Annotated in this window: 18 protein-coding genes; all 18 read left to right on the top strand. The window is 65.3% G+C overall.

What is annotated here, in order from left to right:
• Positions 1-3: 3 nt before the first annotated feature.
• The 18 genes from AC3WT0_RS07855 (at position 4) to nuoK (ending at position 14834) form a co-directional block, all read left to right on the top strand.
• The gene (locus tag AC3WT0_RS07855; protein WP_492752861.1) at positions 4-477 is read left to right on the top strand and encodes a hypothetical protein; all 474 of its coding nucleotides are present in this window, start codon (positions 4-6) and stop codon (positions 475-477) included.
• Positions 470-1177: a thiamine phosphate synthase gene (gene thiE, locus AC3WT0_RS07850; RefSeq protein WP_492752860.1), complete on the top strand. Its 708-nt coding sequence runs from the start codon at positions 470-472 to the stop codon at positions 1175-1177. Before AC3WT0_RS07855 ends, thiE begins: the two co-directional genes overlap by 8 nt.
• A 35-nt stretch (positions 1178-1212) precedes the next feature.
• A complete protein-coding gene (gene efp / locus AC3WT0_RS07845) occupies positions 1213-1776 on the top strand; it encodes an elongation factor P (RefSeq protein WP_492752858.1) in 564 nt (187 codons plus the stop codon).
• Positions 1777-1893: 117 nt separating this feature from the next.
• On the top strand, positions 1894-2709 hold the full coding sequence (locus AC3WT0_RS07840; RefSeq protein WP_492752856.1) for an inositol monophosphatase family protein: 816 nt from the start codon (positions 1894-1896) through the stop codon (positions 2707-2709).
• A gap of 66 nt (positions 2710-2775) precedes the next feature.
• Positions 2776-4260, top strand: coding sequence for a CapA family protein (locus AC3WT0_RS07835; RefSeq protein WP_492752854.1), 1485 nt, complete (start codon positions 2776-2778; stop codon positions 4258-4260).
• Between the two features lie 153 nt (positions 4261-4413).
• Complete coding sequence (gene ndhC / locus AC3WT0_RS07830) at positions 4414-4791, top strand: NADH-quinone oxidoreductase subunit A (protein ID WP_492752853.1); 378 nt, start codon at positions 4414-4416, stop codon at positions 4789-4791.
• Positions 4782-5315: a NuoB/complex I 20 kDa subunit family protein gene (locus AC3WT0_RS07825; RefSeq protein WP_492752852.1), complete on the top strand. Its 534-nt coding sequence runs from the start codon at positions 4782-4784 to the stop codon at positions 5313-5315. Before ndhC ends, AC3WT0_RS07825 begins: the two co-directional genes overlap by 10 nt.
• Entirely contained in the window at positions 5312-6205 is an 894-nt protein-coding gene (locus AC3WT0_RS07820) for an NADH-quinone oxidoreductase subunit C (protein WP_492752849.1), read from the top strand. Before AC3WT0_RS07825 ends, AC3WT0_RS07820 begins: the two co-directional genes overlap by 4 nt.
• A 2-nt stretch (positions 6206-6207) precedes the next feature.
• Positions 6208-7443 (top strand): NADH-quinone oxidoreductase subunit D, encoded by a 1236-nt coding sequence (locus AC3WT0_RS07815; RefSeq protein WP_492752848.1) that lies wholly within the window; start codon positions 6208-6210, stop codon positions 7441-7443.
• Between the two features lie 12 nt (positions 7444-7455).
• Complete coding sequence (locus AC3WT0_RS07810; RefSeq protein ID WP_492752846.1) at positions 7456-8127, top strand: complex I 24 kDa subunit family protein; 672 nt, start codon at positions 7456-7458, stop codon at positions 8125-8127.
• Positions 8124-8273, top strand: coding sequence for a hypothetical protein (locus AC3WT0_RS07805; protein ID WP_492752843.1), 150 nt, complete (start codon positions 8124-8126; stop codon positions 8271-8273). Before AC3WT0_RS07810 ends, AC3WT0_RS07805 begins: the two co-directional genes overlap by 4 nt.
• Positions 8273-9568 carry an NADH-quinone oxidoreductase subunit NuoF gene (nuoF, locus tag AC3WT0_RS07800; RefSeq protein ID WP_492752841.1) on the top strand — a complete coding sequence of 432 codons (1296 nt, stop codon included), beginning with the start codon at positions 8273-8275 and terminating at the stop codon, positions 9566-9568. The genes AC3WT0_RS07805 and nuoF overlap by 1 nt, the downstream gene beginning before the upstream one ends.
• Positions 9569-9582: 14 nt before the next feature.
• The gene (locus AC3WT0_RS07795; RefSeq protein ID WP_492752839.1) at positions 9583-10233 is read left to right on the top strand and encodes a hypothetical protein; all 651 of its coding nucleotides are present in this window, start codon (positions 9583-9585) and stop codon (positions 10231-10233) included.
• 24 nt (positions 10234-10257) lie between these two features.
• Entirely contained in the window at positions 10258-12264 is a 2007-nt protein-coding gene (nuoG, locus tag AC3WT0_RS07790) for an NADH-quinone oxidoreductase subunit NuoG (RefSeq protein ID WP_492752835.1), read from the top strand.
• Positions 12261-13307 (top strand): NADH-quinone oxidoreductase subunit NuoH, encoded by a 1047-nt coding sequence (gene nuoH, locus AC3WT0_RS07785; RefSeq protein ID WP_492752833.1) that lies wholly within the window; start codon positions 12261-12263, stop codon positions 13305-13307. Before nuoG ends, nuoH begins: the two co-directional genes overlap by 4 nt.
• Complete coding sequence (gene nuoI, locus AC3WT0_RS07780; protein ID WP_492752830.1) at positions 13304-13789, top strand: NADH-quinone oxidoreductase subunit NuoI; 486 nt, start codon at positions 13304-13306, stop codon at positions 13787-13789. Before nuoH ends, nuoI begins: the two co-directional genes overlap by 4 nt.
• Before the next feature lie 125 nt (positions 13790-13914).
• The gene (locus tag AC3WT0_RS07775; protein WP_492752827.1) at positions 13915-14532 is read left to right on the top strand and encodes an NADH-quinone oxidoreductase subunit J; all 618 of its coding nucleotides are present in this window, start codon (positions 13915-13917) and stop codon (positions 14530-14532) included.
• Positions 14529-14834 (top strand): NADH-quinone oxidoreductase subunit NuoK, encoded by a 306-nt coding sequence (nuoK, locus tag AC3WT0_RS07770; protein WP_492752824.1) that lies wholly within the window; start codon positions 14529-14531, stop codon positions 14832-14834. Before AC3WT0_RS07775 ends, nuoK begins: the two co-directional genes overlap by 4 nt.
• Positions 14835-14836 lie beyond the last annotated feature (2 nt).

Here is a 14836-nt window from a genome sequence, read left to right as displayed (position 1 = left end):
GACATGGACTTCGCCTATCATCGCAGCCTTGCCCCGATGATGTGGGTGCTCTTCGCGCTCGCCTGCGTGGAGATGATCGTTCTCCATCTGCTTCTCGCCTTATGGAAGCCATGGGTGGCGGCGATCGTCTCGCTCGTCAGCCTTGCCGGCATCATCTGGATCGTGCTGCTCATCCGCTCCTTTCCGCGCCTGCCGGTGCGGATTGCGGATGGGGTGCTGATCATGCGCGCCGGGCGGTTGCGGTCGGCGACCATACCGTTCGCGCAGATCGACGGGTTGCGCGTCAACTGGGATGCTGCGGCGATCAAGGATCGGTCGGTACTCAATCTGGCGCTGATCGCCTGGCCCAATATCGTCGTCGATCTTGCGGCTCCCATGACGATCGGGCGGCGCAGCGTGGCGGCCGTCGCCCACCGGCTCGATGATCCGGCGGCTTTCGCGGCAGCCATCGAACGGCTAGAGCGCGGACATGATTGACGACGATGATGAACTGGGTCCGCTCGACCCCGATTTCGCGGCGCGCTTCGAGAGCGATGATCGGCGGCCGCCCTGCCAGCTTTACCTGATCTCGCCGCTCGACGTGGACGGCGCCTTTCCGGAGCGGCTGGCGCGCGCGCTCGATGCCGGGCCGATCGCGGCGTTCCAGTTGCGCGTGAAGGATGTCGACCAGCATCAGGCGGCGCGGCTGGCCGCGCCGTTGCAGCGCATCTGCGCCGACCGCGAAGTCGCCTTCATCGTCAATGACAGCGTCGCGCTGGCCAAGCGGCTGGGCGCCGACGGCGTGCATCTGGGGCAGGAGGACGGCGATCCGCGCGATGCGCGTGCCGTGCTCGGCCCATCGGCGCAGATCGGCGTCACCTGCCACGACAGCCGGCACCTGGCGATGGAAGCGGGGGAAGCAGGGGCCGACTATGTCGCGTTCGGCAGCTTCTACCCGACGACGACCAAGGTGGTGAAGCATCACCCCGAGCCGTCGATCCTGTCTTGGTGGACGACGCTGTTCGAGATTCCCTGCGTGGCTATCGGGGGGATCACGCCGTTGAACGCGCGGCCGCTGATCGATGCGGGGGCGGACTTCATCGCGGTTTCGGGAGCGGTGTGGAACGGGCCTGACGGAGAGGCCGCGGCGATCAAGGCGTTCGGGGCGGTGCTTGCCGGAAACGCCGCTGCGCGCTAAGGGCCGCGCCTGCTCTTTTAATCAGCGAGACTCCCATGAAGATCAGCGGCGTGGACATTCGTCCCGGCAACATCATCGAATATGAAGGCGGCCTGTGGCGCGCCGTGAAGATCCAGCACACCCAGCCCGGCAAGGGCGGCGCCTACATGCAGGTCGAGATGAAGAACCTCATCGACGGCCGCAAGACCAACGTCCGCTTCCGTTCAGCCGAGACCGTGGAGCGCGTGCGCCTCGACACCAAGGATTTCCAGTTCCTGTTCCGCGACGGCGATGCGCTGACCTTCATGGACAAGGACACGTACGACCAGATCACGCTGCCCGCCGACATGCTGGGCGACGAAGTCGCTTTCCTGCAGGACGGCATGGAAGTAGTGCTCGAACTCTATGAGGAAAAGCCGATCTCGGTGCAACTGCCCGACCAGATCGAGGCGACCATCGTCGAGGCCGATGCCGTGGTGAAGGGGCAGACCGCCTCGTCCAGCTACAAGCCCGCCGTGCTCGACAATGGCGTGCGCGTGATGGTGCCGCCGCACATTGCGAGCGGGACGCGCATCGTCGTCGACGTCTACGAAAAGACCTACGTCAAGCGCGCCGACTGATCCGACTGCCCTCCCGCACGGAGCGGGAGGGACTGGCGCGGCCCGGGAATCCGTCCCGCTCCGCGCCGACTGCCCACCCCCGTCCCCTCCTGCATGCGGGAGGGGGGAGTTGCTGATATGGTTGCCCATTCTGGCCTTCTGACCGTCATGGAGCGCGCCGCGCGCAAGGCCGCGCCGCGCCTGCGCCGCGATTTCAACGAAGTCGCGCACCTGCAGGTCAGCCGCAAGGGGCCGGCCGACTTCGTCTCGATGGCCGACAAGCGCGCCGAGGAGTCGATCTTCGAGGAACTGCGCAAGGCGCGGCCCGACTGGGGCTTCGTGATGGAAGAGCGCGGCGAGGTCGAAGGCGATCCCACCAAGCCGCGCTGGATCGTCGATCCGCTCGACGGCACCAGCAACTTCCTCCACGGCATCCCGCATTTCGCGATCTCGATCGCGGTCGAGGAGCCGCGCCCGAACGGCCGTGGCGAGATCACCACCGCGCTCGTCTACCAGCCGCTGACCGACGAGAGCTTCTGGGCCGAGAAGGGGCGGGGGGCCTGGCTGCAGGATGCGCGGCTGCGCGTGTCGGCGCGGCGCGATCTGGCCGATTCGCTGATCGCGACGGGCATCCCCTTCATGGGGCACGGCAATTTCGCCCAGTGGTCGCGCATTTTCGGCGCGGTCGCGCCCGAGGTCGCGGGCATCCGCCGGCTCGGCTCGGCGGCGCTCGACCTTGCCTGGGTCGCGGCGGGGCGCTTCGACGGTTTCTGGGAAGCCGATCTCTCGCCGTGGGATGTCGCGGCGGGCCTGCTGCTCGTCCGCGAGGCGGGCGGCTTCGTCACCGATTTCCGCGGCGGCGACCGGGTGATGGAGCGCAACGAGTTCCTCGCCGCGAACGACGCGCTCCATTCGAAGCTGCACAAGCTGGTCGCAGGCGCGTTGCGCAACTGAGGTTGTGATACTAGACAAGTGTCTAGCATTATGATCTGATCGGACCTCCATCGTCATGGGGGTCCGATGCGCGCTCTTTGTCTTCGTCTGCTGACGCTGGCCCTTGCGGGAGCGGCGATGCCCGCCGGAGCGGAGCAGCCGGCTACAGCGCCGGCCTATAACGATCCCGGCGCGCGCGAATGCTTTTTCGATCCGCGCCGTCCGCTCGCCGCCGAGGCGAAGATGACGATCGCCGACGGTTTCACGCTGGCGGTCGCGGGCGACCTGATCATCACGCGTCCGCTCAGCCAGGCGGCGAAGCCCAAGGGCTTCGATGCGCTGATCGGGGTGATCGGCGGCAGCGATGCGGCCTTCGGCAATCTCGAGACGCCGCTGCTCGACATCCGCTATTTCAAGGGCGCGCCATTCCCCTTCGAAGGCGACTGGGCGAATCTGGGCGAGCCGGCCGTGGCTGCGGACCTGAAGGCGATGGGTTTCGACCTTGTCGGCCGCGCCAACAACCATGTGCTCGACTGGGGCGTCGAAGGGATGCGCGAGACGAGCGGGTTGCTCGACGCGCAGGGGCTGGTGTTCGCCGGCGTCGGCGAGGATGCGGCGCTGGCGCGCGCGCCGCGTTACCTGGAGACGCCCAAGGGCCGGGTGGCGCTGGTCTCCTTCGCGACGACATTCCGCCCGACGAGCGAAGCGATGCCGCCGCGCGGGCTGGCGCCCGGCCGGCCGGGGCTGAGTGCGCTGCATCTAACGCGCACCGTCCATGTCACGGCGGCGGCGATGGACGCGCTGGCGCGCGCCGACTGCACGCTCAACAAGCTGAACTGCGAAGGCGCGCCCGATGCGCTGACCTTCGAAGGCATGAGCTATCGCCGCGATACGCGCGCCTATGACGATTATGCGATCGATCCCGAGGACCGCGCCGAGATCGGCCGCGCGATCCGCGAGGCGCGCCAGCATGCCGATCTGGTGATCGTCGCCATCCACGCGCACCAGTGCGCGCGCAATTGCGGCGACACGAGCGCGCCGCAGGTTCCAGCCGAAATCCTCAAGACCATCGCGCATGACACGATCGATGCCGGCGGCGACGTGTTCGCGGCGAGCGGCATCCACAATCTGGGGCCGATCGAAATCTATCGCGAGCGGCCGATCTTCTACGGTCTCGGCAATTTCTTCTGGAGCGATATCATCGAGCCCGTTCCGCACGAGCTGTTCCAGATCAACCGCACGCTGATGGAGCAAGGCTATGCCCATCCCGAACGCGCGACCGACTATGACCTGACCGCGCCGCTCAACGCGACGAGCTTCAACAACGATTTCACTTTCCAGTCGGTGCTGGCGCAACTGCGCTTCGCCGGAGGGCGGCTGGCGGAAATCAGGCTGAACCCGGTCTGGCTGGGCTATGGCGAGACGCTGCGGACGAGCGGGACGCCGCGCCTGGAAACCGATCCGGCGCGGGCGAGGGCGATCTTCGACGCCATTGCGGAGCGCACCCGGGCCTATGGTCTGCCCCCGCTCCGGATGCGGATCGAGAAGGGTATCGCGATCGTCACGCCCTGAGCCGCAGGCGGTGGTTGGCGGCTTTGCGCGGCCGATTGTTTCATCTCTGATAATTGCGATTCATTCTCACTTCTTGCAGCCTTGCTTCGCAGGTGCGGCACGCTTAAAGCCGCCTGCAAGGCCGGGTTGCCGGCATCCAATCGGAGCATGAACATGGCGTCGGTCGCCGCCGGATATCTCCCGATCCTCTTGTTTCTCGCGGTAGCGCTCGCGCTGTCCACAGCCTTCGTCGTCCTGCCGATGATCGCGGCGCGCTTCACCGGGGCGCACAAGCCGAATCCCGAAAAGCTGAGCGAATATGAATGCGGTTTCCCCGCCTTCGAGGATTCGCGCAGCCAGTTCGACGTGCGCTTCTACCTGATCGCGATCCTCTTCATCATCTTCGATCTCGAGGCGGCGTTCCTCTTTCCCTGGGCGGTGTCGCTCAAGGAAATCGGGTGGGCCGGCTGGACCGCGATGATGATCTTCCTTGCCGAACTGGTGCTCGGCTTCATCTATGCCTGGAAGAAGGGAGCTCTCGAATGGGAGTAGAACTCGCGCCGGCCCCGGGCACGCAGCCCGATGCCGCCTTCTTCAACGATCTCAACGCCGAACTGGGCGACAAGGGCTTTCTGGTCACCTCGACCGAAGAGTTGTTCCAGTGGGCGCGGACGGGGTCGCTGTGGTGGATGACCTTCGGCCTCGCCTGCTGCGCGGTCGAGATGATCCATGTGAACATGCCGCGTTACGACATGGAGCGCTTCGGCGCCGCGCCGCGCGCTTCGCCGCGCCAGTCGGACGTGATGATCGTCGCCGGCACGCTGTGCAACAAGATGGCCCCGGCGCTCCGCAAGGTCTACGACCAGATGTCGGAGCCCAAATACGTCATCTCGATGGGCAGCTGCGCCAACGGCGGCGGTTACTATCACTATAGCTACAGCGTCGTGCGCGGGTGCGACCGGATCGTGCCGGTGGACATCTATGTTCCCGGCTGTCCGCCGACCGCCGAGGCGCTGCTCTATGGCATCATGCAGCTGCAGCGGAAGATCCGCCGCGTGGGGACGATCGAACGGTGAGTCTTAGCCCTGCACCCCGTTATGCGCCGAACGACGGCGTGATCGAGGCCGCGCAGGCCGCGATCGGCGATGCGCTGCTCGAAGCCTGGGACAAGGTCGGCGAAGTGACGCTGATCGTCCGCCGCGACGCGATCGTGGCGGCGATGATTGCGCTGCGCGACGATCCCGCTCTGCAATATCAGCAGCTGATGGAAATCGCGGGCGTCGACTATCCCGAGCGGCCCGAGCGTTTCGATGTCGTCTATCATCTGCTGTCGCTGACGCGGAACCACCGCATCCGCGTGACCGTGCGCACCGACGAGGTCGCGCCGGTGCCGAGCGTGACCGCGATCTGGCCGGTCGCCGGCTGGCTCGAGCGCGAAGTTTACGACATGTATGGCGTGCTCTTCGAGGGCAATGCCGACCTGCGCCGCATCCTGACCGACTATGGCTTCCGCGGTCATCCGCAGCGCAAGGACTTCCCGCTGAGCGGCTATGTCGAGCTGCGCTATTCGGAAGAGCATAAGCGCGTCGTCTATGAGCCGGTGAAGCTGGCGCAGGATTTCCGCACCTTCGACTATACCTCGCCGTGGGAAGGCACCGAATATGTGCTGCCCGGCGACGAGAAGGCCGCGCTGCCGGAAGCCAAGGGCGCGCCGACGCCGCTGACCGCCGACAAGATCGTCAAGGCCGATGCCGAGAAGACTCCCGCCGCGCCGCCGCCGGCCACCCCCAAGGTGACCGAGAGCACGGCGCAGACGGGTGCGGGCGAGCCGCATCCGGGCAACAAGGCCGAGAGCAAGCCCAAGCGCAAGGCGCCGGCCAAGAAGGTAGTCGCCCCCGAGGCTGCTGCCGCCGAGGACAAGCCCAAGCGCGCGCCGCGTACGCGCAAGCCCAAGAGTGAGGGCTGACCATGTCTGACTATCTGGAAAAGCTGGAAGGCATCGAAGACGCCGCCGACCCGACCGTCGGCGACATCGCGATCGAGAATTACACGATCAACTTCGGCCCGCAGCATCCGGCGGCGCACGGCGTGCTACGCCTGGTGATGGAGCTGGACGGCGAGATCGTCGAGCGCGTCGATCCGCATATCGGCCTGCTTCACCGCGGCACCGAGAAGCTGATCGAATATAAGACCTATCTGCAGGCGCTGCCCTATTTCGATCGGCTCGACTATTGCTCGCCGCTCGGCATGGAGCACAGCTATGTGCTGGCGGTCGAGAAGCTGCTCGACCTCGAAGTGCCGCTGCGCGCGCAATATCTGCGCGTGCTGTTCGCCGAGCTGACGCGCATCTCGAACCACATGCTGAACCTGGGTTCGCACATCATGGACGTGGGCGCGATGACGCCCAACCTGTGGCTGTTCGAGGTTCGCGAGGACTGTCTCCAGTTCTTCGAGCGCGTTTCGGGCGCGCGCATGCATTCGGCCTGGTTCCGCCCGGGCGGCGTCCATCAGGACGCGCCGCTCAAGCTGCTGACCGACATTGCCGACTGGCTCGACGATCGCATGCCGCGCCTGTTCGAGGATGCGATCAGCCTCGTCGCCGACAACCGCATCTTCAAGCAGCGCAACGTCGATATCGGCACGGTTTCGAAGGAAGACGCGATCAAGTGGGGCTTCTCCGGCCCGATGATCCGCGCCGCCGGCATTCCGTGGGATCTCCGCAAGGCGCAGCCCTACGACGTCTATGACCGGATGCAGTTCGACGTGCCGGTTGGCACCAAGGGCGACTGCTATGACCGCTTCATGGTGCGCGTCGAGGAGGTGCGCCAGTCGATGCGGATCATGAAGCAGTGCCTGGCCGAGATGCCCGAGGGGCCGATCGCCAGTTCCGACCGCAAGGTGGTGCCGCCCAAGCGCGGCGAGATGAAGCGCTCGATGGAAGCGCTCATCCATCACTTCAAGCTCTATACCGAAGGCTTCCACGTTCCGGCGGGTGAAGTCTATGTCGCGACCGAAAGCCCCAAGGGCGAGTTCGGCGTGTATCTGGTGTCCGACGGCACCAACAAGCCCTATCGCTGCAAGATCCGCATCACCGGATTCTCGCACCTGCAGGCGATGGACATGATGATGAAGGGCCACATGCTGGCCGACACCACCGCGATCCTCTCGGCGATCGATATCGTGTTCGGGGAGGTGGATCGGTGAAGGTGAAGACGAATGGCTGACGCACCGCATATTCCCGACGAAGCGGAGACCCGCGCGCGCTGGGGCAATTTCGCCTGGACCAAGGACAACGCGGCCAAGGCGAAGGAGATCATCGCGCGCTATCCGCCAGGCCGGCAGGCTTCGGCGACGCTGCCGCTGCTCGATCTCGCCCAGCGCCAGGTGGGCGCCGAGATCAATACGCAGGGCTGGCTGCCCGTGCCGGTCATCGAATATGTCGCGGCCCAGCTCGACATGCCGTACATCCGCGTGTTCGAGGTCGTGACCTTCTACACCATGTACAATCTGGCGCCGGTGGGCCGTTTCCACGTGCAGGTCTGCGGCACGACGCCGTGCATGCTGCGCGGATCGGACGACGTGATGCGTGCGTGCAGGGAGCGCGGCCTGAAGAAGGGCGCGACGACGGCCGACGGGCTGTTCACGCTGACCGAGGTCGAGTGCATGGGCAATTGCTCGTCGGCGCCGATGGTGCAGATCAACGACGACAATTACGAAGATCTCGATTTCGATCGCACGCTCGCGATCCTCGATGCGCTGGCCAAGGGCGAAAGCCCCAAGACCGGCACGCAGGAGCCGGGCCGCCACACCGTCGAGCCGGTCGGCGGGCCGACGACGCTGACCGCGATGGTCAACGAGAACCACGACTATCGCGGGGAATGGGCATGAGCGCGCTGATCGCCATCATCCTCGGCCTCATCGTCATCGTCCTTCTGCTGAAGACGATGTTCTGGCTGATCGCGGTCGCGATCGGGCTGGTGCTGGCCGTGGCCGCCTATTTCCTCGCCGAAAAGCTGATCGGGAGCGGCCGCTGATGCTTGCCGACAAGGACCGTATCTTCACCAATCTCTACGGCTACCAGCCGTGGAACCTCGACGCCGCGCGCAAGCGGGGCGACTGGGACAATACCAAGGCGCTGATTGCGCGCGGCCAGGATGCGATCATCGAGGAGATGAAGGCATCGGGCCTGCGCGGTCGCGGCGGCGCGGGTTTCCCGACCGGCATGAAGTGGAGCTTCATGCCCAAGGAACCGAAACCCGGCAAACCCAGCTTCCTCGTCATCAACGCCGACGAATCCGAGCCCGGTTCGTGCAAGGACCGCGAGATCATCCGCCACGATCCGCACAAGCTGATCGAAGGCGCGCTGATCGCCGGTTATGCGATGCGCGCGCGGGCGGCCTATATCTATATCCGCGGCGAGTATATCCGCGAGGCCGAGACGCTCTTCGCGGCCGTGAAGGAAGCCTATGACGCCGGGCTGATCGGCAAGAACGCCAGCGGATCGGGCTATGATTTCGACGTCTTCGTCCACCGCGGCGCGGGCGCCTATATCTGCGGCGAAGAGACGGCGATGCTCGAGAGCATCGAGGGCAAGAAGGGCCAGCCGCGTCTGAAGCCGCCCTTCCCGGCGGGCGCCGGCCTTTATGGCTGCCCGACTACGGTGAACAACGTCGAATCGATCGCTGTCGCGCCGACGATCCTGCGTCGCGGCGCGGCGTGGTTCGCGGGTATCGGCAACGAGAATAACCGCGGTACCAAGCTGTTCCAGATCAGCGGGCATGTGAACAAGCCCTGCGTGGTCGAGGAAGCGATGAGCATCCCGTTCCGCGAGTTGATCGAGAAGCATTGCGGCGGCATTCGCGGCGGCTGGGACAATCTGCTCGCGGTGATCCCCGGCGGTTCCTCGGTTCCGCTGGTGCCGGCGGCGCAGATCATGGACGCCCCGATGGACTTCGACGGGCTGCGTGCGCTCGGCTCCGGCCTCGGCACCGCCGCCGTGATCGTGATGGACAAGTCGACCGACATCGTCCGCGCGATCAGCCGGATCAGCTATTTCTACCGCCACGAGAGCTGCGGCCAGTGCACGCCGTGCCGCGAGGGCACGGGCTGGATGTGGCGCGTGATGGAGCGGCTGCGCGAAGGCAATGCCGACATTTCCGAGATCGATACGCTCCAGGAAGTGACCAAGCAGATCGAAGGCCACACCATCTGCGCGCTCGGCGATGCTGCGGCGTGGCCGATCCAGGGCCTCATCCGCCACTTCCGCCCGGAACTCGAACGCCGCATCCACGAGCATAAGGCTCAGACCGTCGCGGTCGCGGCAGAATGAGGGGGCAGGGGATGATGAAAACCGCATTTCTGACCATGCTGTGCCTGGCTGGGGTCGGCGCGCCGGCAATCGCCGCGACGCTGAGCAAGGATGCCGAGGTCGATATCTACAATATCGCCCGCTGCGCGGTTGCGAAGGATCATGACTCGGCCGCCGCCACCGTGCGCCGCCTGCCGCTGACCGGCGACGAAGCGACCGTACAGCCGGGATGGCTCGGCGGCGGCGCGGAGTGCGTCAAGTCGGGTGCGCTGGTCGGCCTGTCGGTGGTGCTGCGCGGCGCGCTGGCGCAGGCGCTCTACTTCCGCGATTTCAAGGAATTCGGCATGCGCCCACGCATGGCGCCGGCGCTGCTCGCCGATATGGGGCTGCCGCCGGTCAATGACGGCGTCGATACCAGCAAGCCCGAAGTCGCGCTGGCGCGCTTCGGCGACTGTCTGGCGCGCAACGTGCCGGAAGACACCGACAAGGTGCTGCAGTCGCCGGTCGACTCGCCGCTGGAGCGCACGGCGATCGCGCGCATCCAGCCCTATTTCGCGGGCTGCTATCCCAAGAACGCCCGTTTCAACGTCAATCGTTCGACATTGCGCGGTTTGCTGGCGCTCAGCGCCTATTCCGCATCGACGCGCTATTGGCGCGGCGAAATCGTCGCCAACGGCACCCGTTAACGCACGACTGGATCGTCATTCGCCATGCCCAAGTTGAAAGTAGACGGCATCGAGGTCGAAGTCCCCCAGGGGGCGACCGTGCTCCAGGCCTGCGAGGCTGCGGGGAAGGAAATCCCGCGCTTCTGCTACCATGAGCGGCTGTCTATCGCCGGCAACTGCCGGATGTGCCTCGTCGAGGTGAAGCCCGGGCCGCCGAAGCCGCAGGCTTCGTGCGCGCTGCCCGCCGCCGACAACCAGGAAGTCTTCACCACCACGCCGATGGTCAAGAAGGCGCGCGAGGGGGTGATGGAGTTCCTGCTCATCAACCACCCGCTCGATTGCCCGATCTGCGATCAGGGCGGCGAATGCGACCTGCAGGACCAGTCGGTCGCTTACGGCAAGGGCCAGTCGCGCTTCCTCGAGAACAAGCGCGCGGTCACCGAGAAATATATGGGTCCCATCGTCAAGACGATGATGACGCGCTGCATCCAGTGCACGCGCTGCGTGCGTTTTGCCGAAGAAGTCGCGGGCGTCGAGGAAATCGGCGCGATCTATCGCGGCGAGGACATGCAGATCACCTCCTACCTCGAAAAGGCGGTGACCAGCGAGCTTTCGGGCAATGTCGTCGATCTTTGCCCGGTCGGCGCGCTGACCAGCAAGCCCTACGCCTTCGAGGCGCGTCCGTGGGAGCTGAAGAAGACTCCGACGATCGACGTGATGGACGCCGTCGGCACCAACATCCGCCTCGACAGCCGCGGTCGTCAGGTGCTGCGCGCGCTGCCGCGCATCAACGAGGATGTCAACGAGGAGTGGGCGAGCGACAAGACCCGCCATGCGGTCGACGGCCTCGTCCGCCGTCGCCTCGATCGTCCGTTCGTCCGCCGCGACGGCAAGCTCGTCGAAGCGACGTGGGAAGAGGCTTTCGCGGCCGTGGCGAGCGTCGCGGCAAAAGCTGGCGATAGCGTCGCCGCGATCGCGGGCGACCTCGTCGACTGCGAGACCATGTATGCCGCCAAGGCGCTGCTGGCTGTTGCGGGATCGTCGCTGCTCGAGGGGCGGCAGACGGGTATGGACTATGACGTGTCGAGCCTGGCTGCGGTCAATTTCAACACCACCATCGCGGGCATCGAGCGCGCGGACGTGATCCTGCTCGTCGGCACCAACCCGCGCTGGGAAGCGCCGCTGATCAACACGCGCATCCGTAAGGCGATCCGCAAGGGCGGGGCGAAGGTCTTCGCGATCGGGCCCGAGACCGACCTGACCTACAAGGTCGAGTGGCTGGGCAACGATCTGGGCCTGCTGGGCAAGCTGCCCAAGGCAGCGGCCGAAGCGTTCGCCAGCGCAGAGCGTCCGGCGATGATCGTCGGCGGGGCAGGGCTTAAGGCGCTGGGCGCCGCGCTCAAGCTCGCCGACACGCTGAAGCTCGTCCGCGAGGGCTGGAACGGCTTCAACGTCCTCCACATGGCGGCATCGCGCATGGGCGGCCTGATGCTGGGCTATGCGCAGAAGGGCGGCATTGCCGACATCGTCGCGGCCGCGCCCAAGCTGGTTTTCTTCCTCGGCGCCGACGAAGTCGATTTCGCCAAGTTCGACAAGAGCTTCAAAGTCTATGTCGGCCATCATGGCGACAAGGGCGCGCATCATGCCGATGTGATCCTGCCGGGTGCGACCTATGCCGAGAAATCGGGAACCTGGGTCAATACCGAGGGCCGCGTCCAGATCGGCGAGCGTGCTGTCTTCGCGCCGGGCGATGCCCGCGAGGACTGGACGATCTTCCGCGCGCTTTCGGCCGTGATCGGCAAGCCGCTGCCCTTCGACACGCTCGGCGCGCTGCGCGGTGCGATGGCTGCCGAGGTGCCCGCGCTGGGCGTCGAGGGTCTGGCCGGCTACGCCTGGTCAGCGCCCAAGCTCGATGCCAGGGCGGCAGGCGAGATCGCCTATCCGATCAAGGATTTCTACCTGACCAACGCCATCTGCCGCGCCTCGCCGACGATGCAGCGTTGCTCGGCCGAACTCATCCACGGCGAAAGCTTTGCGGAGGCCGCGGAATGACCGCCTTCTTCCAATCCTTCCTCGGCTACGGCTTCGGCTGGTTTGTCGCGACGCTGATCTTCATCCTGCTGATCGCGCTGCCGCTGATGCTGGCCGTCGCGATGATCATCTACGCCGATCGCAAGATCTGGGCGGCGATGGCGCTGCGTCGCGGCCCCAACGTCGTCGGCCCCTTCGGCCTGCTGCAGAGCTTCGCCGACGGCCTGAAGGTGTTCCTGCAGGAAACGATCATCCCGTCCGCCGCCAATCGCGGGCTGTTCCTGATCGCGCCGATCATCACCTTCACCGTGGCGCTGATGGCGTGGGCGGTGCTGCCTTTTGCCGATGGCTGGGTGCTCGCCGACATCAATGTCGGCCTGCTCTACATCCTCGCAATCTCGTCGCTGGGCGTTTACGGCGTGATCGTCTCGGGCTGGGCATCCAACTCCAAATATCCCTTCTACTCGGCGTTGCGCGCTTCGGCGCAGATGGTGAGCTACGAAGTCTCGATCGGCTTCGTGCTGATCTCGGTCGTGCTGTGGGCGGGAAGCTTCAACCTCTCGACCATCGTGCTGTCGCAGAAGGCCTATTATGGCTTCCTCAACGGCCATGGCTTCAACCCGCTGCTCTTCCCGATGGCGGTGGTGTTCTTCATCTCGGCGCTGGCGGAGACGGCGCGCGCGCCCTTCGACCTGACGGAGGCGGAGTCGGAACTCGTCGCGGGCTACCAGACCGAATATTCGTCGATGGCCTTCGCGCTCTTCTGGCTCGGCGAATATGCCAACGTCCTCCTGATGTGCGCGCTCAACGCGACGCTCTTCTGGGGCGGGTGGCTGCCGCCGATCGACTGGGCGCCGCTCTATCTGGTGCCGGGCATCATCTGGGTCTTCCTCAAGATCCTCGTCTTCTTCTTCATCTTCTCGTGGGTGAAGGCGACGGTGCCGCGCTATCGCTATGACCAGCTGATGCGGCTGGGCTGGAAGATCTTCCTGCCACTCTCGCTGTTCTGGGTGTTCCTCGTCTCCGGATTCCTCATGCTGACCCGTTACGGAGGCATTCAATGAGCCTCGGCCAATATGTGAAGGCGTTCACCCTCTGGGAGTTCGTCAAGGCGCACTGGTTGACCTTGAAGTATTTCTTCAAGCCCAAGGCGACGATCAACTATCCGTTCGAGAAGGCGCCGCTTTCGCCGCGCTTCCGTGGCGAGCATGCGCTGCGCCGCTACCCGAACGGCGAGGAGCGCTGCATCGCGTGCAAGCTGTGCGAGGCGGTGTGCCCGGCGCAGGCGATCACGATCGAGGCGGAGCCGCGTGACGACGGCAGCCGCCGCACCACGCGCTACGACATCGACATGACCAAGTGCATCTATTGCGGCCTGTGCCAGGAGGCCTGCCCGGTGGATGCGATCGTCGAGGGTCCGAACTTCGAATATGCGACCGAAACGCGCGAGGAACTGATCTACGACAAGTCCAAATTGTTGGCCAACGGAGACAAGTGGGAGCGCGCGATCGCCGCGAACCTTGCCGCCGATGCGCCCTATCGTTAAGGCGGCGACATTGCTTCCGGCCATCCATTTCACGTTCGTGTCGAGCGAAGTCGAGACACGTATCCCGCGAGACAAAACGTCCCTCGACTTCGCTCGGGACGAACGGAGGTTGAACATCTAACGTGATGCAGATCTTCGCCTTCTATCTCTTCGCGACGCTCGTGATAGCCGGTGGGCTGTTCACGATCACTGCGCGCAATCCGGTGCACAGCGTGCTCTGGCTGATCTTCGCCTTCTTCAACGCGGCGGGGCTGATGCTGCTCGTCGGCGCCGAGTTCATCGCGATGCTGCTCGTCATCGTCTATGTCGGCGCGGTCGCGGTGCTGTTCCTCTTCGTCGTCATGATGCTCGATATCGACTTTGCCGAGCTGCGCGCGGGCTTCGTCGAATATCTGCCTTTCGGCGTGCTGCTCGCCCTCGCGCTCGCGGCGGAGATCGTCTTCGGCGTGCTTGCCCGCAAGGGCGGCGCGATCGACATCAGCGCGGCGCGCATCGCGCCGACGCCCGATCCCGCCCAGGTCTCGAACATCGAGGCGATCGGGACGCTGCTCTATTCGCGCTATCTCTACATCTTCGAGGGCGCCGGGCTGGTGCTGCTGGTCGCGATGATCGGCGCCATCGTCCTGACCCACCGCAAGCGCGGCGGGGTGCGTCCGCAGAATGTTTCGCATCAGGTCGCGCGCCGGCCTGAAGAGGCTGTCCGCAACGTCGATCAGCCGGTCGGACAGGGGGTCGAGCTGTGATCGGGCTTTCTCACTATCTTATCGTCAGCGCGATCCTGTTCGTGCTCGGCGTGTTCGGGATCGTGCTCAACCGCAAGAACATCATCATCATCCTGATGGCGATCGAGCTCATCCTGCTTTCGGTGAACATCAACCTCGTCGCCTTCAGCGCCTATCTGGGCGATCTGGTGGGGCAGATCTTCGCGATGTTCGTGCTGACCGTCGCCGCAGGCGAGGCCGCGATCGGCCTGGCCATTCTGATCATCTACTTCCGAGGCCGCGGCACGATCGCGGTCGACGACGCCAACCGGATGAAGGGCTGAAC

It is taken from the genome of Sphingomonas sp. EU05-FHT14C10, assembly GCF_058790595.1.
Note: the sequence above shows the minus strand (reverse complement) of the source record. Positions and strands in the feature narration are given on the sequence as shown.

Coding starts and splice junctions, on each gene's coding strand:
- AC3WT0_RS07795 (WP_492752839.1), top strand. CDS start 9,583: ATGAAAACCGCATTTCTGACCATGCTGTGCCTGGCTGGGGTCGGCGCG.
- thiE (WP_492752860.1), top strand. CDS start 470: ATGATTGACGACGATGATGAACTGGGTCCGCTCGACCCCGATTTCGCG.
- AC3WT0_RS07825 (WP_492752852.1), top strand. CDS start 4,782: ATGGGAGTAGAACTCGCGCCGGCCCCGGGCACGCAGCCCGATGCCGCC.
- ndhC (WP_492752853.1), top strand. CDS start 4,414: ATGGCGTCGGTCGCCGCCGGATATCTCCCGATCCTCTTGTTTCTCGCG.
- efp (WP_492752858.1), top strand. CDS start 1,213: ATGAAGATCAGCGGCGTGGACATTCGTCCCGGCAACATCATCGAATAT.
- nuoI (WP_492752830.1), top strand. CDS start 13,304: ATGAGCCTCGGCCAATATGTGAAGGCGTTCACCCTCTGGGAGTTCGTC.
- AC3WT0_RS07840 (WP_492752856.1), top strand. CDS start 1,894: ATGGTTGCCCATTCTGGCCTTCTGACCGTCATGGAGCGCGCCGCGCGC.
- nuoG (WP_492752835.1), top strand. CDS start 10,258: ATGCCCAAGTTGAAAGTAGACGGCATCGAGGTCGAAGTCCCCCAGGGG.
- nuoH (WP_492752833.1), top strand. CDS start 12,261: ATGACCGCCTTCTTCCAATCCTTCCTCGGCTACGGCTTCGGCTGGTTT.
- AC3WT0_RS07815 (WP_492752848.1), top strand. CDS start 6,208: ATGTCTGACTATCTGGAAAAGCTGGAAGGCATCGAAGACGCCGCCGAC.
- nuoF (WP_492752841.1), top strand. CDS start 8,273: ATGCTTGCCGACAAGGACCGTATCTTCACCAATCTCTACGGCTACCAG.
- AC3WT0_RS07810 (WP_492752846.1), top strand. CDS start 7,456: ATGGCTGACGCACCGCATATTCCCGACGAAGCGGAGACCCGCGCGCGC.
- AC3WT0_RS07835 (WP_492752854.1), top strand. CDS start 2,776: ATGCGCGCTCTTTGTCTTCGTCTGCTGACGCTGGCCCTTGCGGGAGCG.
- AC3WT0_RS07775 (WP_492752827.1), top strand. CDS start 13,915: ATGCAGATCTTCGCCTTCTATCTCTTCGCGACGCTCGTGATAGCCGGT.
- AC3WT0_RS07805 (WP_492752843.1), top strand. CDS start 8,124: ATGAGCGCGCTGATCGCCATCATCCTCGGCCTCATCGTCATCGTCCTT.
- AC3WT0_RS07855 (WP_492752861.1), top strand. CDS start 4: ATGGACTTCGCCTATCATCGCAGCCTTGCCCCGATGATGTGGGTGCTC.